The organism is Pseudomonas sp. IPO3747 (assembly GCF_013385245.1).
Lineage (GTDB): Bacteria > Pseudomonadota > Gammaproteobacteria > Pseudomonadales > Pseudomonadaceae > Aquipseudomonas > Aquipseudomonas edaphica.
Genome location: NZ_JACAQL010000029.1, coordinates 1 through 18,667 on the forward strand (window position 1 = coordinate 1; position 18,667 = coordinate 18,667).

The following is an 18,667-nucleotide window of genomic DNA, read 5'->3' on the forward strand; positions in this document are numbered from 1 at the left end:
AAGCAGATGGGGTTTTGTTTTGGGCGGTCGAAAAGCGTGGGCACGCAATGTATCAAGCGTTTCCCTGTTGCAGCCTGCCACCGCCTTCAATGCTAAAGTCCATGCCTCGATTTTGCTTTTCCCAAGGAAGCCGTTATGCCGGATGCGACGTCCCTCAGCGCTGGATTCATGGTGGTTCACGGCAACCGCCTGGACGAACTGCGCAGTCTGGTAGTCAGCTGGATGCGCCGTTATCCCCTGGCTCCTCTGGAAAACGAAATTGCTCTGGTCCAAAGCAACGGCATTGCCCAATGGCTCAAGTTGGCCTTGGCAGAAGATCCGGAAGAAGATGATATGGGCGGCTGTGGCATCGCCGCGGCTATCGATGTGCAACTCCCCGGTAGCTTCATGTGGCAGCTCTATCGCATGGTTTTGGGCAAAGACGAAATCCCGCCCAAATCCCTGCTCGATAAGGCCCCGCTGACCTGGCGCCTGATGCGCCTGCTCCCGGAGCTCATCGACCAACCGCACTTCGAGCCCCTGCAGCGCTTTCTCACCGACGACACCGACCTGCGCAAACGCTATCAACTGGCCGAACGCCTGGCCGACTTGTTCGACCAATACCAGGTCTACCGCGCCGACTGGCTGGAAGATTGGGCCGCCGGTCGCCATCAACTGCGCAATGGCCGAGGCGAAGCAAAGCCCCTGAACCCGGCAAATTGTTGGCAGGCCGAACTATGGCGTGCACTGCTATTGGACGTTGGCGAAGAGGGCATGGCCGAAAGCCGTGCCGGTGTTCACCAGCGTTTTATCGAGCGGATCAACACCCTCGAAAAAGCCCCTCAGGGGCTGCCGTCCCGAGTCATCGTTTTCGGCATTTCATCCTTGCCCGCCCAAGCGCTGGAAGCACTCGCCGGCCTGGCACGCTTCAGCCAAGTCCTGCTGTGCGTACACAACCCTTGCCGCCACCACTGGTCCGACATCGTCGCCGACAAAGACCTGCTGCGTAACGAGTACAAACGCCAGGCGCGCAAAGCCGGCATGCCAGTCACCATCGACCCGCAAACCCTGCACCAACATGCGCACCCGTTGCTGGCCGCTTGGGGCAAACAGGGCCGCGACTACATTAGCCTGCTGGACAGCTACGACGACCCCAACAGCTACCGCGCCGCCTTCCGTGATGGCCGCATCGACCTGTTCAGCGACAACGAACCCACCACGTTGCTCAACCAATTGCAGGACGACATCCTCGAACTGCGCCCACTCAATGAAACCCGCGAACTGTGGCCGGGTGTCGATCTAAATCACGACAGCTCCATCCGCTTCCACGTCGCCCACAGCGCCCAACGCGAAGTGGAAATCCTCCATGACCAATTGCTCCAACGCTTCAGCGCCTACCCCACACTGCGCCCGCGTGACATCATCGTCATGGTCCCCGACGTCGACAGCTACGCGCCGCACATCCGCGCCGTCTTCGGCCAGCTTGAGCGAAACGACCCACGCTTCATCCCGTTCACCCTCACCGACCAAGGCCAACGCGGCCGCGATCCGCTGCTGATCGCCGTCGAACACCTGCTAAAACTTCCAGATAGCCGCTTCCCCGTCAGCGAAATCCTCGACCTGCTCGACGTCCCCGCCTTGCGCGAACGTTTTGCCATCAAGGAGCGCGACCTGCCCACGCTGCACCGCTGGATCGAAGGCGCCGGCATTCGCTGGGGCCTCAACGCCGAACAGCGCGCCGGCCTCGGCCTCCCCCAGGAGCTTGAGCAAAACAGCTGGCGATTCGGCCTGCGCCGTATGTTGCTGGGTTATGCCGTGGGCACTGGAATCGCCTGTGACGGTATTGAGCCCTACGATGAAATCGGCGGGCTGGACGCCGCGTTGATCGGCCCACTGGTCGCCTTGCTCGATGCGCTAAACCACGCCCATCAAGCCTTGTCACAACCGGCAAGCCCCCCAGAATGGGGCGAGCGCCTGCAACGCCTGATGCAGCTGTTCTTCCTGCCCAGCAGCGAGCACGACGACTATCTACTCGGCCAACTCGAACAGCTGCGAGAAGACTGGCTGGAAACCTGCGAGTCCGTCGGCCTGCAGGACGAGTTACCCCTTACCGTCGTCCGCGAAGCCTGGCTCGCCGGCCTGGACCAAGGCCGTCTGTCCCAGCGCTTCCTTGCTGGGGCTGTCAATTTCTGCACCCTGATGCCCATGCGCGCCATCCCGTTCAAGCTGGTCTGCCTGCTCGGCATGAACGACGGCGACTACCCGCGAGCCCAACCGCCGCTGGACTTCGACCTGATGGGCAGCGACTACCGCCCCGGCGACCGTTCACGCCGCGAAGACGATCGTTACCTGCTGCTCGAAGCGCTGCTGTCCGCCCGCGATCAGCTCTATATCAGCTGGGTAGGCCGCAGCATCCGCGACAACAGCGACCGCCCTGCCTCGGTATTGATCGGCCAATTGCGTGACCACCTCGCCAGCGGCTGGCATAACGCAGACACACAAGAACCGTTGCTGGAAGCCATGACCCAGGAGCACCCACTCCAACCCTTCAGCGCCCGCTATTTCCACGAAGGTGATGCGCTGTTCAGCTACGCCCGCGAATGGCAATTGCTCCATCAAGCACCCGTGGCCACGGCTACAGAAGAACACTTGGCAGAGCACCACCAGGAAGAACCTCTGAGCCTCGGTCAGTTGCAAGACTTTGTGCGCAACCCCGTCAAACACTTCTTCAGCCAGCGTCTGAAAGTGTTCTTCGAAGCCGCTGAAGTCCCGCTGGCCGATGAAGAACCTTTCGTTCTCGATGCCTTGCAACGCTACAGCCTCAGCGACAGCCTGCTCAATGCAGCCTTGGCCCAGCCCGATCACATAGACCAGGCCCTGAATGCCCAAGCCCTGCGCCTGCAAGGCAGTGGCCTGCTGCCCATGGTCGGTTTCGGCGAATGCCTGCGTAATGAATTGGTCGAGCCATTGCCCGATCTACTGCAGCGTTATCAACACTTACTGGCGCTCTGGCCTACGCCACAAACCGCTGCCGAACCGATCAGTTTTGAGCATCAAGGCATTGAACTCGAAGGCTGGATCAGTGGCCTGCATCGGCGCAGTGATGGCGGATTGTTAAGCGTCACCACCATCCCCAACAGCATTGGCTCGATCAAGACCCGCAAGTGGCATCGACTGATCCGCCCGTGGGTCAATCATGTGGTGGCCTGCGCCTGCGGCTTGCCACTCAGTACCGGGCTGGTCGCCAGTGACGACACCCTGCTGCTGGCCCCGCTGGAAAAAACCGTCGCCCAGGAACTACTCGGCAACCTTTTACTGGCCTGGCACACCGGCATGCGCAAACCACTGCCCGTCGCCGTGAAAACCGCCTTCGCCTGGCTCGGCCAAACCGACCCCGACAAGGCCCAGGCGGCAGCCAGCAAAGCCTACGAAGGTGACGGCCTGACCACCGACGGCGAACGCCGCGAAACCCCGGCGCTCACCCGCCAATTCCCGGATTACACCACGCTCATCGCCAGCGAAGAATTCGAAGGTTGGGCCGAGACCCTGTATCGGCCCTTGATCAACGCCCCATGGCGGTCACTCAGCAGCGAGGAGGCCAGCGCATGATCAGTAAACCTTTGGCCCTGGCCTTCCCACTCAAAGGCAGCCAGCTGATTGAAGCCAGCGCCGGCACTGGCAAGACCTTCACCATTTCCGCCCTGTACCTGCGCCTGGTGCTTGGCCACGGTGGTGAAGAATCCGGCTTTGGTCGTGAACTGCTGCCACCGCAAATCCTGGTGGTGACCTTCACCGACGCCGCCACCAAAGAGCTGCGCGAACGCATCCGCATCCGCCTCGCCGAAGCCGCGCGGTTCTTCCGCGACGAAATTGAGCAACCGGACGCCCTGATCGCCGACCTGCGTGACCAATACCTTCCCGAGCAATGGCCTGCCTGTGCCAACCGCCTGGACATCGCCGCCCAATGGATGGACGAAGCTGCCGTCTCGACCATCCACAGTTGGTGCCAGCGCATGCTGCGCGAACACGCGTTCGACAGCGGCAGCCTGTTCACCCAAACCCTGGAAACCGACCACAGCGACCTGCTCGGCGAAGTGCTGCGCGATTACTGGCGGCTGTTCTGCTACCCAATGCACGACGATGCGCTCAACTGGGTGCGCAAAAACTGGAGCGGCCCCGCCGCGCTGATGCCACGCGTGCGCGCGCTGTTCGGCAGCGAACGGCCCACCGATGAAACCCGTGAGCCGGCCGAATTGATCAACGCTTGCTTGCAAGAACGCCGCCAAGCGCTGGTCGCGCTCAAGGCGCCCTGGCAACAATGGGCCATCGAGCTGCGCGATATCTGCCTGCAAGCCGTCGCCGCCAAAGCCGTCGACGGCCGCAAGATGCAGGCGCGTTACTTCGAACCCTGGTTCGAAAAGATCAGCGCCTGGGCCGCTGACGAAACCCTCGAACAACTCGACATCGGCACCGGCTTCACCCGCCTCACGCCCGATGGCATGGCCGAAGCCTGGAAGGGCGAGCCGCCGCGTCACCCTGGCATCGACGCCATGACCAGCCTCAAGGCCAGCCTCGACGCGCTGCCAACCCCCGATGCCGCCGTGTTGCAACACGCCGCCGGTTGGGTCGGTAAACGCTTCGAAGAAGAAAAACGCCGCCGCGCCGAAATGGGCTTCGACGACATGCTCATCCGCCTCAACGCCGCCCTGCAAGCCGACGGCGGCGAGCGCCTGGCCAATGTGATCCGTGAGCAATTCCCGGTCGCCCTGATCGACGAATTCCAGGACACCGACCCGGTGCAATACAGCATCTTCGACAGCATCTACCGCATCGAAGAAAACCACCTAGACAGTGGCCTGTTCCTGATCGGCGACCCCAAACAGGCCATTTACGCCTTCCGTGGCGCCGACATCTACACCTACCTGCGCGCCCGCCAGTCCACCACCGGCCGCCATCACACCCTGGGCACCAACTTCCGTTCCAGCCACGCGATGGTCGAGGCGGTCAACCATGTGTTCCAGCGTGCCGAGACCGGCCGTGGCGCGTTCCTGTTCCGTGAGCGAAATGGCGACAACCCGGTGCCGTTCCACTCGGTGTTGTCCCAAGGCCGCAAAGAGCAGTTGCAGGTCGATGGCCAAACCTTGCCGGCGATGAACCTCTGGCACCTGCCCACCGATCAGCCGATTTCCAACGCGGTCTATCGCCAACAACTGGCGGCGGCCTGTGCTACGCAAATTGTTGAGTTGCTCAATGGCGGGCAGCAGGGCCGCGCGGGTTTCCTACAACCGGATGGCAGCTTAAAAGGCGTACTCCCGTCAGACATCGCCATCCTGGTGCGCGACGGCAAGGAAGCCCAAGCCGTGCGCGCCGAACTGGCCGCCCGTGGTGTACGCAGCGTTTATCTGTCTGACAAGGATTCGGTGTTCGCCGCCCAGGAAGCCCACGACCTGCTGGCCTGGCTCAAGGCCTGCGCCGAGCCGGACGTCGAGCGCCCACTGCGCGCCGCCCTGGCCTGCGTCACCCTGAACCTGTCACTGGCGGAACTGGAGCGTCTGAACCAGGACGAACTGGCGTGGGAAACCCGCGTGATGCAGTTCCGTGGTTATCGCGCGATCTGGCGTACCCAAGGCGTGCTGCCGATGCTGCGACGCCTGCTGCATGATTTCAAACTGCCGCAAACCCTGATCGCCCGCAGTGACGGCGAACGCGTATTGACCAACCTGTTGCACCTGAGCGAACTGCTGCAACAGGCCGCGTCAGAGCTGGATGGCGAGCAAGCATTGATTCGCCACCTGGCCGAACACCTGGCACTGTCGGGCCAGGCCGGTGAAGAACAGATTCTGCGCCTGGAAAGCGACGAACAACTGGTCAAGGTGGTGACCATCCACAAATCCAAGGGCCTGGAATACGACCTGGTCTTCCTGCCGTTTATCTGCTCGGTCAAGCCGGTGGATGGCAGCCGTTTGCCGCTGCATTACCACGACGAACAGGGCAAATCCCAAGTCAGCCTGCGGCCGACCGCCGAGTTGATTACCCAAGCCGACGACGAGCGCCTGGCCGAAGACCTGCGGTTGTTCTACGTCGCCCTCACGCGTGCCAAACACGCGTGCTGGTTGGGCATTGCCGACCTCAAACGTGGCAATAACAGCAGCTCGGTCTTGCACCTGTCCGCGCTGGGTTATCTGCTCGGTGGCGGTGCCTCGTTGGGCGAATCCGCTGGTCTGGCGCGCTGGCTGCTGGACTTGCAGGAGGGCTGCGCTGCCATCCACTACACCCACGTGCCCGACGCGCAATACAGCCTGTTCCACCCGCCGCGTAACGAGGCTACCTTGCTGGCACCGTTACTGCCCGCGCGCAAAGCCGCTGAAAACTGGTGGATCGCTTCTTACAGTGCGCTAAGAATTGGCGACAGCATGAGCGCCGCTAATCTAGAAGCACCAGAAAGCCCACAAGCCCAGAAGCTGTTCGACGACGAACGCCTCGACCCCGACGCACCGCGTGAAGTGGCAGCGTCTGGCGGCGACATTCACCGTTTCCCACGTGGCCCTAACCCCGGCACCTTTCTCCATGGTCTGTTGGAATGGGCGGGCGAGGAAGGCTTCAACGTGACGCCCGAGGCCATCGAAAAAGCCGTGGGCGCCCGCTGTAATCGGCGCAACTGGGAAGGCTGGATCGTCACCCTCAGCGGCTGGCTCGGCCATTTGCTGCAAACGCCGCTGCCGGTAGATAACGATCTAGTCGCCCTCAGCAGCCTGCAGCACTACCAGATCGAAATGGAGTTCTGGTTCGCCAGCCACAAAGTCGACGTGCTGGCCCTCGACAAGCTAGTGTGCCAGCACACCCACAACGGCGTGTCCCGAGTGGCCGCCGAACCGGTGCTGCTCAACGGTATGTTCAAGGGTTTTATCGACCTGACGTTCGAACACGACGGCCGTTATTACGTGGCCGACTACAAATCCAACTGGCTCGGCCCTGACAATTCGGCCTACACGCAGGACGCCATGGAACAGTCGATCCTCGAGCATCGGTACGACCTGCAATACGTACTTTACCTGCTGGCCCTGCACCGCCAGCTGAAGGCGCGCCTGCCGGATTACGACTACGACCGCCATGTTGGCGGTGCGCTGTACCTGTTCCTGCGGGGCACCCAGGCCACCAGCCAGGGCGCGTATTTCACCCGGCCGCCACGGGAGCTGATCGAAGGCTTGGACCTGTTGTTCCAGGGCAAACCCATACCGCCCAAGGTTGAGCCCGCCTGGGAACAAGGAGTGCTGCTATGAGCCTGTCGCCCTTACCGCTTGAGGACCTGATGCCACTCAGTCGCGCCGCCGACCTGTTGCAGTTGTTGGAACGCTGGGTTGAGCGTGGCTGGCTGCGCGCATTGGACAAAGCCTTCGTCGGTTTCCTCCACGAACTCGACCCGCAGGCCGACCCACTGGTATTGCTGGCCGCCGCATTGACCAGCCACCAATTGGGCCATGGCCACGTCTGCCTGGACTTGTTCGAAACCCTTAAAGCGCCAGACTTTGCCCTGTCATTGCCCCCCGAAGGCGACCTGCAAACCGGCGCCATGTTGCTGCCCTCGCAATTGCTCGACGGCCTTGATGGCGCCCACTGGTGCCAGGCGCTGGCCGCCAGCCACTTGGTCGCGCTGGCTGTTGATGGCACTGAATCGGCCCAAAGCCGCCCGCTGGTGCTGTCCGGCAAACGCCTGTATTTGCGCCGCTACTGGACCTACGAACGGCGCATCGACATGGCATTACGCCTGCGCCTGGCCACCCTGGAAACCGTCGCCACTGATTTGCCGCAACGCCTGAACACCTTGTTCGATCAAGCGCCGCCGGACGGCGTGATCGACTGGCAAAAACTTGCCTGCGCCCTGGCCACACGCGGTGCCTTCAGCATCGTTACCGGCGGCCCCGGCACGGGTAAAACCACCACTGTAGTGCGCTTGCTCGCGCTGCTGCAGGCCCCGGCGGTAGAGGCCAACAGCCCATTGCGCATCCGCCTCGCCGCGCCCACGGGCAAAGCCGCCGCACGCCTCACCGAATCCATCAGCCAGCAAGTACTCTCGCTGAATGTGCCGGACAGCGTGCGGGAAAAAATCCCCACCCAGGTCACCACGGTTCACCGCCTGCTTGGCAGCCGCCCCGGCACGCGACATTTTCGGCATCACCTCGGCAACCCGTTGCCATTGGATGTGCTGGTGGTGGACGAAGCCTCGATGATCGACCTGGAAATGATGGCCAACCTGCTGGACGCGTTGCCGCCCCACGCACGCCTGGTATTGCTCGGGGACAAAGACCAACTCGCTTCGGTAGAAGCCGGTGCGGTGCTCGGCGACTTGTGCCGTGATGCCGAAGCCGGCTGGTACAGCCCCGACACACGCCAATGGCTGCAAGCCGTCAGCGGCGAAGACCTCAGCGCCAGCGGCCTGCAGGAAGATCTCGATGGCAGTCATCCGCTCGCCCAGCAAGTGGTCATGCTGCGCTATTCGCGACGCTTCGGCGAAGGCAGTGGCATCGGCCAACTGGCGCGTTGGGTTAACCAGCAAAATGCCGAAGAGGCGCGCAGACTGCTTGCCGCGCGCAGCCATAACGACCTGTTCTGCCTCAGCCTCAAGGGCGAACACGATCACGCGCTTGAGCGCCTGGTGCTGGACGGGCAGGGCGACGACGCCCAGGGTTATCGCTATTACCTCAACCTGCTGCACAGCGCGCGCCCGGCCCTCGACACAGCGCGCGAAGACGCCGCCTGGACCCACTGGGCGCAACAACTATTGCAAGCCTTCGACGCCTTCCAACTACTCTGCGCCGTGCGCAAAGGCCCATGGGGCGTGGAAGGTTTAAACCAGCGCATCACCGCCGCCTTGCGCAAAGTGCGGCTGATCGAAGGCGATGACCAATGGTACGAAGGCCGCCCGGTATTGATGACGCGCAACGACTACGGCCTGGGCTTGATGAACGGCGACATCGGCATCGCCCTCAAACTGCCCGAAAGCGACGGCGGCCCACAGGTGCTGCGTGTGGCTTTCCCACGCAACGATGGCCAGGGTGGGGTGCGTTTTGTACTGCCCAGCCGTCTGAATGATGTGGAAACCGTGTACGCCATGACCGTGCACAAATCCCAGGGCTCCGAATTCACTCACACGGCGCTGATCCTGCCCGATGCGCTGAACCCGGTGCTGACCAAAGAGCTGATCTACACCGGCATCACCCGCGCCAAACGCTGGTTCAGTTTGATCGAACCGCGAGGCGGGGTGTTTGAAGAAGCGGTGCGGCGCAAGGTCAAACGCCTGAGCGGGTTGATGCTGGAGTTGGATGCCGCCCTCGATAAAACTGACTGATTGGTCATTAAATATTTCTGGTTTAGTTGTCTGATTTTTCTGAAAATATAGCGGGCTTTGATAAACCCCCAGTTCGTGGGGTTTTCCGCCGCTGTGCTATCGTTGCGGCATCACCCTGTAAAATATTTGAGAGAATTGCTGCATGAACGTGGCTGTCTCGCCCACAGAGCGCAGTTTGAGCTGGAGACGCATGTTACTGGTGGCGGTGCTATGCCTGCTCGCCCCGCGTGTATTTGCGCAGACGCCCAGCCTGGCGGATCACCGCGCCCAGGCGGTCACCCAAGTGGTACTCGGCATCCTCAGTTATGCCCGTTGGCCGGTGGAGCCTGCACAACTGCGCTTGTGCATCGTCGGCCCCACCCAATACACCGACGACCTTGTCAAAGGCACCACCCAGGCCACTGGCCGCCCGGTGGTGGTGCAGCGCCTGCTGGCCGATAATCCCGATATCGTCAGTGCCTGCGACGCCATTTACATCGGCAAACTCACCGCCGATGAACGCAGCCGCCTGTTCACCTCATTGATCGGCCACCCGGTGCTCAGCATCAGCGAAGGCGGCGACCAATGCACCGTGGGCAGCCTGTTCTGCCTGCGCGTGGGCGATGAGCAAGTGTCGTTCGAGGTCAACCTGGATTCCGTCGCCCGTAGCGGCGTGCGCATCCACCCCAGTGTGTTGCAACTGTCCCGACGTCGAGCGCCAGCGCCATGAGAACCGCTAAAGCGCGGCCGACCTTGCGTTCGGTCATTGGCCGTGGGCATTTGATCCTGGCACTGGTGGCCGTGACCCTGGCCAGTGTGTCGCTGACCCTGCTCGGCGTGCTGGCGCTGCGGGTGTATGCCGAGCACAACCTGCACCTGATCGCGCGCTCCATCAACTACACCGTGGAAGCTGCGGTGGTGTTCGATGACAGTGCCGCCGCCACCGAAGCGCTGAGCCTGATTGCATCGACTGAAGAAGTGGCCCAGGCCGAAGTCTTCGACGCCAACGGCAAGCTGCTGGCGCAATGGGTACGGCCCGAAACCGGCATGCTCTCCAAGGTCGAGCTGGCGGTGGCGCACACCCTGCTCGAACAGCCTATCAGCCAGCCGGTCCTGCACCAGGGCCAGCCCGTCGGCAGCATTCACTTGGTCGGCCATGGCGGCAGCCTGCTGCGCTTTTTGCTCAGTGGCCTGGCCGGGATTCTGATTTGTACCGCGCTCAGCGCCTGGGTTGCGTTGTACCTGGCGCGGCGTCTGTTGCAAGGCATCACCCAACCGCTGCAAAGCCTTGCCGCCGTGGCCCACGCCGCCCGCAGCGAGCGCGATTTCGACCGCCGTGTGCCACCGGCGCAGATCGCCGAACTCGATAGCCTCGGCAGCGACTTCAACGCCTTGCTCGGTGAGATGGAAGCCTGGCAAAGCCACCTGCAAAGTGAAAATGAAACCCTCGCGCACCAAGCCAGCCACGACAGCCTCACCGGCTTGCCCAACCGCGCGTTCTTCGAAGGCCGCCTGATTCGCGCACTGCGCAGCGCCGCCAAGATCAATGAGAAAGTGGCGGTGTTGTTCCTCGACAGCGACCGCTTCAAAGACATCAACGACAACTTTGGCCACGCCGCCGGCGATGCCGTGCTGGTCGCCGTCGCCGAACGCGTGCGTGCGCAGCTGCGTGAGGATGACCTGGTGGCGCGCCTGGGCGGTGATGAATTCGCGATCCTGCTGGCGCCGCTGCACAAGGCCGAGGATGCCCAGCGCATTGCCGACAAGATCATTGCCAGCATGGACAAACCAATCCCGTTGCCCGGCAATACCCAGGTGCTGACCTCCCTCAGTATCGGCATCGCCATCTACCCCGATCATGGCGCCACTCCCGGCACCCTGCTTAATGCCGCCGACGCGGCCATGTACCAAGCCAAGCGGCTGTCTCAAGGCGGCCAGCAAACGGCGGAGGCGGAGCCTACCGCTGCCAACGTTCAACACAGGAGTTGATCCCTTGTTCTCGAAAACGCGTGTTCTGTTTATCACTTTACTGGTGGCCTTCCTGGCCCTCGGCGGCTGCCAGACGCCGCCGCCCAAAGGCCTGACCCCGGCGCAAGTCGCGGTCCTCAAACAACAAGGCTTTGAACTCACCGACGAAGGCTGGGCCTTCGGGTTATCCGGCAAAGTGCTGTTCGGCAGCGACGTCGAAAGCCTCAACAAAGCCAGCACCGACATCGTCGAACGCATCGGCAAAGCCCTGACGGGCGCCGGTATCGACCGCGTGCGCGTAGACGGCCACACCGACGCCTCGGGCAAAGAAACCTACAACCAGCAGTTATCCCTGCGCCGCGCCAAAAGCGTGGGCAAGGTGCTGACCAGCGTGGGCATGAAAGAAGAAAACATCCAACTGCGCGGCCTGGGCAGCAGCGAACCGGTGGCGTCAAACACCACCGTGGCAGGCCGCACCGAGAACCGGCGCGTGTCGATCGTCGTGATTGCCGACTAAGCACCTCACTCAATCCCAACGTGGCAATGCGGTCAACTGTGGGAGCTGGCTTGCCTGCGATGGCGGTATATCAGCAGTAGATAAGCTGCCTGACCCACCGCCATCGCGGGCAAGCCAGCTCCCACACTTATTTGTGCCAGACCTGAATCCTGTGCCCGCCGTAGTTCAAGTGTGGGAGCGGGCTTGCCCGCGATGGCGGTGGTTCAGACAATGATTTACTCACTGACCCTCCGCTTTCGCGAGCAAGCCCGCTCCCACATTTTGTTTTGCAGTGTGCTTGCTGGCGTGTTCGCTTAGCTGCTCGGCGTCATCGCTTGCGTCAGGTCATCCACCACGGCTTTGCCCATCTCACACAGGTAGTGTGCGGCCCAGGCGTATTGTTCGCCGCGTACATCCATGGCGGCTTCCATGGCGAGTTTTTTGGAGTAGAACAGCAGGGTGGACGCATGTTCCAGGGCTTGCTCGATGGGCATGCCGGAGTTGACGCGGAACAGCGGTTTTTGGTTTTCGCCGTAGTCGCCGAAGGTGACAACGCCGAGGGTGGTGATAGAGGACAGCGGTGGATCGGGGACGATTTTTGACATGATGTTTCCCAAATTTGCAGTAGGGGTCACCACGGCATGTCGCTAAACATGAAGAGGTGGCAGCTGTACACGGGTTAGCGAACCGGTAAATTTGGGAACCCGGCAGACCCGAAGGTCTCCCGCGTACAGCCGCCATAAAACGGTAAAGACAGGCAAGAAGCCTGGCAATACTTTGGCATCACATCCCAACTAATCCGAGTCGCTAAACCCGATCGCTGATGAGCAGCGAAGTCAGGAGGCTAGTGACCCAAACGGTAAGGCGCAATAGGGTAGAGAGTCTCTAGGAAATGTCCTGCAAATTAAAGCGAATCTTCGCTGATGGCCTTTTAATCCGCAGGACCACAACCTCCGCGTTTCTTTGCTAAGCGACGCGTATTCCTACTTCGCTTGCTCTTCTCACCAAGCAGTATCACTATAGGCATAACCGCACCTTTTTGTGCGGTGACAGTGAGATCCACATCGTCCATTTTTTCTAAGAGAGTCTGATAGGTCGATGGTTAAATAAGCATGGTTGCCATCAGTTTGTTCCACCTTGCCCCTGAGTTCTTTCGAGCAGTTGCGCTTATGTCTATAAAAAAGCAAGCCAGCCCTCGAGGTTTTCAGTGGCAAGCCTATTGTCACTTGACCTTAAGTGGGAGAGGCACTCTTAAAACTCAATCGAGTAGAAGATACAAGTAAATCAAGTGCGGTGGATGTATCTTGGAATACTTGCATACTTACCTGGTCTCCTTTATTTAAAGAAAGTTCAACGGTTAAGCCGAGGTAAGTGTTGTTTCCACCTCCGGTAGCATTTTTAGATTCATTCATTACCTCCACGCCATTCACGTTGACTCTAATTAATCTTGTGCCAATTGAGTTGGCAGTAAAGTTGGCGTTGGCAGTTACCGTGTACCTATTGGTGATAGGGGCGGTGATGTAAGTTGCGTGTGTTGGATCGTGTAGGGCGCTTGGATCAAAAATGGCCGCAGTGAAATCGACATCGGTCAGCACGCCCTGAGTAATTGATTGCTTAGTATTTAGACCTATCACACAACTGAAGTGCTCTTGTTGTGGAATGGCTTCGATATCATCTTGGAAGAGGTTGCCTTCAGCGTGAAAGTTATAGGCGTTCATGTTGTCAAGGCCGAATTTAATATAAGGGCGGCCACTGGATGCAGCGTAATTCCCATACCCTTTAAAGCCAGATGAACGCACATTCAGCTTCTGCTTACCAGCAACAGAAGACGTGAACGTAGCAAAGATGTTAGTGATGGTGAAGTTTTTATCGCTGACTCTGTTGAATGAGCAAGAGTCTATATTGTGAACGCAATGGTTAGGGTTTAAAGTAGCATCCGGTGCATTGCTCGCGCTTACCCACACATCAGCAATACCATTGTTCTGCTCAAAGTAGACGCCGTTAAGGTTAGCACCTACGCCACCTTGCACACCGCAGTCCTGGAACAATAGGCCGAAACCTTTACCGTCTCCATCGATTCCGTTACCTTCTATATCCCCGCCGTAGAAGTTAATGCAAGAACCTTTAACAAAGGCGGCACCATACGTTTTATTGCCAGCAATTTGGCAGCCAATAAAGTCAAGTCCATTGGGGGCTGTACTATTGATAAGCCTAGGGCTACGCTGTTCAGCAATAAGCCCTCTGTTATTCCAATGGATAATAATTTTTTGAAATGAAGAGAAGTCCGCATCCAGAAGCTTTAAACCAAAATCCAGCAGGGTGAGTTCAATGTCTTGCATGAAAATATGCTGGCAAGTGTCTTGGTAAAAGCCAATAGATCCAGATACCTGATTGCCCTTAATGGCGAATCCGGAAAATACTTGAAACATTTGCGATGGGATTGCTCCAGAACCGGTGCCGCCAGTAACCTTTATACAAGCGTCGGTGCCCGTAAATTCAAAGCGGCACGTTTGGATGCCGCTTCCGCGCATATCGATTTTGCGGGTGTCAGTGAATTCGGTGGAACCACTAAGATCAAAGTTTAGAGTTTTGCTAATAAGGTATTTGCCGGAAGGGATACGGATTTCAATACCGGCTGTTATTGCAGCGTTAATGCAGTTTTGAAATGCAACTGTATCGTCTGTTTTTCCATCACCTTTGCAACCGAACTGACGTGGATTGTAGAAAGGAAGACTCGACGCTTTCCACCGTCCACCATCGGTTGGATTAACCAGGATTGTTCCTCCATTATCAGCGGAAACAGTATCGGTTGGATCCAGTTGATAATCTACGCCACCGCCACCCGTAAAGGAAGTCGTACCATAGTCAAATGTACGAGCGTACGGTGCGCCGGTATTAGACAATTGGCGAATAGCAGTTGCGCTTTTACTGGGCAGAATGACATTTAGTGACTCTGAAGTTCCTGGGGTGCCTTGTGGTTCTAGGGAGCCTGGTTCTCCATTTGGAGAAAAAACAGATGAATCTGTCATGCTATACATCCTGTAGTAATTTGATATTGAATATAAAGCAACCTTTCTTGAGTAAACAAGAAGAAAGCTCGTTATGTGTCACCTATATATTGCTTCGAGCAAGATCAACTGCGCACCTCAGTCCGAAAACTTCATCTCCCTTGTCGTTCCCATCAACAACCCCGCGTTCTGCTCCGTCACTTCCCTGATGTAATCCCACAACAGCGTAATCCGCTTCAGCTTCCGCAAATCCTCCCGGCAATACATCCAAAACTGCCGCGTTATCGCAATCTGCTCGCCCAGCACCGGCAACAACCGTGGATCCTGCGCCGCCAGAAAGCACGGCAATATCGCCATCGACCGGCCCTGCTGCGCCGCCACGTACTGCGCGATCACGCTGGTACTGCGCAAACTCGCGCTGGCGCCGGGCACCACATTGGCCAGGTACAACAGCTCCGAACTGAACGCCAGATCATCCACATAGCTGATAAACGGATGCTCGGCCAAATCCGCCGGTTTGCGGATCGGCGGGTGTTGGTCGAGGTAGTCCTGGGTCGCGTACAGCTGCAGTTTGTAGTCGCACAGTTTGCAGCACACATACGGCCCGTGTTCCGGGCGTTCCAGGGCGATCACTATGTCGGCTTCGCGCTTGGACAGGCTGATGAAGTGGGGCAGGGGCAAAATATCCACCGAGATTGCCGGGTAAGTGTCGACAAAGTGGCTGAGCTGCGGCGTGACAAAAAAGCTGCCGAAACCTTCGGTGCAGCCCATGCGCACATGCCCGGACAGCGCCACGCCAGAGCCGGACACCTGCTCGCAGGCCATGTGCAGCGTGCTTTCGATGGACTCCGCATACCCCAGCAAACGCTGGCCTTCGGTGGTGAGCACGAAGCCGTTGGTCCGGGATTTTTCGAACAGCAATGTGCCGAGCGACACTTCCAACGAACTGATGCGCCGCGACACGGTGGTGTAGTCCACCGCCAGGCGCTTGGCGGCGACGCTGGCCTTGCGGGTGCGGGCCACTTCGAGGAAAAACTTCAGGTCATCCCAGTTCAGGGAGCCTAGCGACGTGATGTTTTTTTGCATATTGGACCGGCTTTTATGTGCGTTCTTATTAGAGATTTGCACATCTATACTCCAAAAACAGTCCGAACGCCTCATTCTTCAAGGCGATAGGGGTGTGCTCTCAATAGATGGCGGATCGCGTTGGAGCTGTGATTGTGTCAGGCAAGGCGCGGGACGAAGAGGATGCTTCTGCCTCTTCAAGTCCCGCAACGCAGACTGGCGCGATCACAGCTCCAACCCGCAGGGCCAAGTCCCAAATGAAAGTGTTAGGGATGAACCGGATTTACGCTGGGACGCAGGCGCGACCGTCAGCTATTGAGAGCACACCCCTGGCCTTGGTTCTCTGCACAAATATAAGATTTGGAGACCACATGAACGCTTCTGCCGATATTTCCGTGCAACAGGTCAAGTTGCTGATCAAGGGTGAATGGGTCGAATCCAAGACCACCCACTGGCAAGACATCGTCAACCCGGCCACTCAAGAGGTGCTGGCCAAAGTCCCTTTCGCCACCGCCGATGAAGTCAACGCCGCCATCGACGCTGCCCATCAAGCTTTTCAAACCTGGAAGCTCACGCCGATCGGCGCACGCATGCGCATCATGCTCAAGCTGCAAGCCTTGATCCGCGAACATTCCAAGCGCATCGCCGTAGTCCTGAGCGCCGAGCAGGGTAAGACCATTGCCGACGCCGAAGGCGATATTTTCCGTGGCCTGGAAGTGGTTGAACACGCGTGCTCCATCGGCACCTTGCAGATGGGCGAATTCGCTGAAAACGTCGCCGGTGGCGTCGACACCTACACCCTGCGTCAGCCCATCGGCGTATGCGCAGGCATCACTCCGTTCAACTTCCCGGCGATGATTCCACTGTGGATGTTCCCGATGGCGATTGCCTGCGGTAACACTTTCGTGCTCAAACCGTCCGAACAAGACCCTCTGTCGACGATGCTGCTGGTAGAACTGGCGCTGGAAGCCGGTGTGCCGGCCGGCGTGCTCAACGTGGTGCACGGCGGCAAGGATGTGGTGGATGCGCTGTGCACCCATAAAGATATCAAGGCAGTTTCTTTCGTCGGTTCGACCGCCGTTGGTACCCACGTGTACGACCTGGCCGGCAAACACGGTAAGCGCGTGCAGTCGATGATGGGCGCCAAGAACCACGCCGTGGTGCTGCCGGACGCCAACCGCGAACACACCTTGAATGCGCTGGTCGGTGCCGGTTTCGGCGCGGCAGGCCAGCGTTGCATGGCCACCTCGGTGGTGGTGCTGGTGGGCGCGGCCAAGCAGTGGCTGCCGGATTTGAAAGCGCTGGCGCAAAAACTCAAGGTTAACGCTGGCAGTGAAGCGGGCACGGATGTCGGCCCGGTGATCTCCAAACGCGCCAAGGCGCGCATTCTGGAACTGATCGAAAGCGGCGTGAAAGAAGGCGCCAAGCTGGAGCTGGACGGCCGCGACATCAAGGTGCCGGGCTTCGAACACGGCAACTTCGTCGGCCCGACCCTGTTCTCGGGCGTGACCACTGATATGCAGATCTACACCCAGGAAATCTTCGGCCCGGTGCTGGTGGTGCTGGAAGTCGCCACGCTGGATGAGGCCATCGCGCTGGTCAACGCCAACCCGTTCGGCAACGGCACCGGCTTGTTCACCCAAAGCGGTGCGGCAGCGCGTAAGTTCCAGAGCGAAATCGATGTAGGCCAGGTCGGTATCAACATCCCGATTCCGGTGCCAGTGCCGTTCTTCAGCTTCACCGGTTCGCGCGGTTCCAAGCTCGGCGACCTCGGCCCGTATGGCAAGCAAGTGGTGCAGTTCTACACCCAGACCAAAACCGTCACCAGCCGCTGGTTCGATGACGACACGGTCAACGATGGCGTCAACACCACCATCAACCTGCGCTGATTTGGGGAGACGATCATGAAGATTGCATTTATCGGCCTGGGCAACATGGGCGCGCCCATGGCCCGCAACCTGATCAAGGCTGGCCATGCGCTGAACCTGTTTGATTTGAACCAGACAGTGCTCAAGGAGTTGGCCGAACTGGGCGGCACCATCAGCGACTCGCCGCGTGATGCGGCCAGCGGCGCGGAGCTGGTGATTACCATGCTGCCGGCCGCTGCCCATGTGCGCAGCGTGTGGCTGAATGAAGATGGCGTGCTTGCTGGCATCGGCAAAGGCGTGCCGGCGGTGGATTGCAGCACCATTGACCCGCAAACCATTCGCGATGTGTCCACGGCGGCGGCAAAACAAGGCGTGGTGGTGGCCGACGCACCCGTCTCCGGCGGCACGGGTGGCGCGCAAGCCGGGACGCTGACCTTCATGGTCGGCGCTACCCCGGAACTGTTCGCCACCCTGCAACCGGTGCTGGCGCAGATGGGCCGCAATATCGTGCATTGTGGCGATGTCGGCACCGGCCAGATCGCCAAGATCTGCAACAACCTGTTGCTCGGCATCAGCATGGTCGGCGTCAGCGAGGCCATGGCCCTGGGCGATGCGCTGGGCATCGACACGCAAGTGCTGGCCGGGATTATCAACAGCTCCACCGGGCGCTGCTGGAGTTCCGACACTTACAACCCATGGCCGGGCGTGATTGAAACTGCGCCGTCGTCCCGTGGCTATACCGGTGGTTTCGGCGCCGACCTGATGCTCAAGGACCTGGGGCTGGCCACCGAAGCCGCACGCCAGGCCAAGCAACCGGTAATCCTCGGCGCCGTGGCCCAGCAGTTGTATCAATCGATGAGTCAGCGTGGGGAAGGGGGTAAAGACTTCTCGGCGATCATCAACAGCTATCGCAAACCCAAGTAGGGGCGTTTCCGAGAGCCCGCGTCGGGCGGGCTCT

Annotated in this window: 11 protein-coding genes; 8 read left to right on the forward strand and 3 right to left on the reverse strand. The window is 59.6% G+C overall.

The window, feature by feature from the left end; translation table 11 throughout:
• Nucleotides 1-135 precede the first annotated feature (135 nt).
• The 6 genes from recC (at nucleotide 136) to HX790_RS27690 (ending at nucleotide 11,789) form a co-directional block, all read left to right on the forward strand.
• Complete coding sequence (gene recC / locus HX790_RS27665) at nucleotides 136-3,588, forward strand: exodeoxyribonuclease V subunit gamma (RefSeq protein ID WP_176992531.1); 3,453 nt, start codon at nucleotides 136-138, stop codon at nucleotides 3,586-3,588.
• Entirely contained in the window at nucleotides 3,585-7,259 is a 3,675-nt protein-coding gene (recB, locus tag HX790_RS27670) for an exodeoxyribonuclease V subunit beta (protein WP_176992532.1), read from the forward strand. Before recC ends, recB begins: the two co-directional genes overlap by 4 nt.
• Complete coding sequence (recD, locus tag HX790_RS27675) at nucleotides 7,256-9,325, forward strand: exodeoxyribonuclease V subunit alpha (protein ID WP_099549472.1); 2,070 nt, start codon at nucleotides 7,256-7,258, stop codon at nucleotides 9,323-9,325. The genes recB and recD overlap by 4 nt, the downstream gene beginning before the upstream one ends.
• A 142-nt stretch (nucleotides 9,326-9,467) precedes the next feature.
• Nucleotides 9,468-10,034, forward strand: a complete 567-nt coding sequence (locus HX790_RS27680) for a YfiR family protein (protein WP_099549471.1) — start codon at nucleotides 9,468-9,470, stop codon at nucleotides 10,032-10,034.
• Nucleotides 10,031-11,293 carry a diguanylate cyclase domain-containing protein gene (locus HX790_RS27685; protein WP_017137979.1) on the forward strand — a complete coding sequence of 421 codons (1,263 nt, stop codon included), beginning with the start codon at nucleotides 10,031-10,033 and terminating at the stop codon, nucleotides 11,291-11,293. The genes HX790_RS27680 and HX790_RS27685 overlap by 4 nt, the downstream gene beginning before the upstream one ends.
• Before the next feature lie 4 nt (nucleotides 11,294-11,297).
• Nucleotides 11,298-11,789, forward strand: coding sequence for an OmpA family protein (locus tag HX790_RS27690; protein ID WP_017137978.1), 492 nt, complete (start codon nucleotides 11,298-11,300; stop codon nucleotides 11,787-11,789).
• Nucleotides 11,790-12,082: 293 nt separating this feature from the next.
• Here the strand turns inward: HX790_RS27690 and HX790_RS27695 are convergent, their stop codons facing one another.
• From HX790_RS27695 to HX790_RS27705, 3 genes are all read right to left on the reverse strand, one after another.
• Complete coding sequence (locus HX790_RS27695) at nucleotides 12,083-12,373, reverse strand: DUF3077 domain-containing protein (RefSeq protein WP_138449622.1); 291 nt, start codon at nucleotides 12,371-12,373, stop codon at nucleotides 12,083-12,085.
• Nucleotides 12,374-13,000: 627 nt separating this feature from the next.
• The gene (locus tag HX790_RS27700; RefSeq protein WP_176992533.1) at nucleotides 13,001-14,797 is read right to left on the reverse strand and encodes a glycosyl hydrolase family 28-related protein; all 1,797 of its coding nucleotides are present in this window, start codon (nucleotides 14,795-14,797) and stop codon (nucleotides 13,001-13,003) included.
• A gap of 117 nt (nucleotides 14,798-14,914) precedes the next feature.
• Nucleotides 14,915-15,862, reverse strand: coding sequence for a LysR family transcriptional regulator (locus tag HX790_RS27705; RefSeq protein ID WP_138449619.1), 948 nt, complete (start codon nucleotides 15,860-15,862; stop codon nucleotides 14,915-14,917).
• A gap of 350 nt (nucleotides 15,863-16,212) precedes the next feature.
• On the opposite strand from HX790_RS27705, the gene HX790_RS27710 reads away from it, so the two are divergent.
• Nucleotides 16,213-17,730, forward strand: a complete 1,518-nt coding sequence (locus HX790_RS27710) for a CoA-acylating methylmalonate-semialdehyde dehydrogenase (protein ID WP_099549421.1) — start codon at nucleotides 16,213-16,215, stop codon at nucleotides 17,728-17,730.
• 15 nt (nucleotides 17,731-17,745) lie between these two features.
• Nucleotides 17,746-18,633: a 3-hydroxyisobutyrate dehydrogenase gene (gene mmsB, locus HX790_RS27715; RefSeq protein WP_017137971.1), complete on the forward strand. Its 888-nt coding sequence runs from the start codon at nucleotides 17,746-17,748 to the stop codon at nucleotides 18,631-18,633.
• Nucleotides 18,634-18,667 lie beyond the last annotated feature (34 nt).

Coding starts and splice junctions, on each gene's coding strand:
- recC (WP_176992531.1), top strand. CDS start 136: ATGCCGGATGCGACGTCCCTCAGCGCTGGATTCATGGTGGTTCACGGC.
- recB (WP_176992532.1), top strand. CDS start 3,585: ATGATCAGTAAACCTTTGGCCCTGGCCTTCCCACTCAAAGGCAGCCAG.
- recD (WP_099549472.1), top strand. CDS start 7,256: ATGAGCCTGTCGCCCTTACCGCTTGAGGACCTGATGCCACTCAGTCGC.
- HX790_RS27680 (WP_099549471.1), top strand. CDS start 9,468: ATGAACGTGGCTGTCTCGCCCACAGAGCGCAGTTTGAGCTGGAGACGC.
- HX790_RS27685 (WP_017137979.1), top strand. CDS start 10,031: ATGAGAACCGCTAAAGCGCGGCCGACCTTGCGTTCGGTCATTGGCCGT.
- HX790_RS27695 (WP_138449622.1), bottom strand. CDS start 12,373: ATGTCAAAAATCGTCCCCGATCCACCGCTGTCCTCTATCACCACCCTC.
- HX790_RS27700 (WP_176992533.1), bottom strand. CDS start 14,797: ATGACAGATTCATCTGTTTTTTCTCCAAATGGAGAACCAGGCTCCCTA.
- HX790_RS27705 (WP_138449619.1), bottom strand. CDS start 15,862: ATGCAAAAAAACATCACGTCGCTAGGCTCCCTGAACTGGGATGACCTG.
- HX790_RS27710 (WP_099549421.1), top strand. CDS start 16,213: ATGAACGCTTCTGCCGATATTTCCGTGCAACAGGTCAAGTTGCTGATC.
- mmsB (WP_017137971.1), top strand. CDS start 17,746: ATGAAGATTGCATTTATCGGCCTGGGCAACATGGGCGCGCCCATGGCC.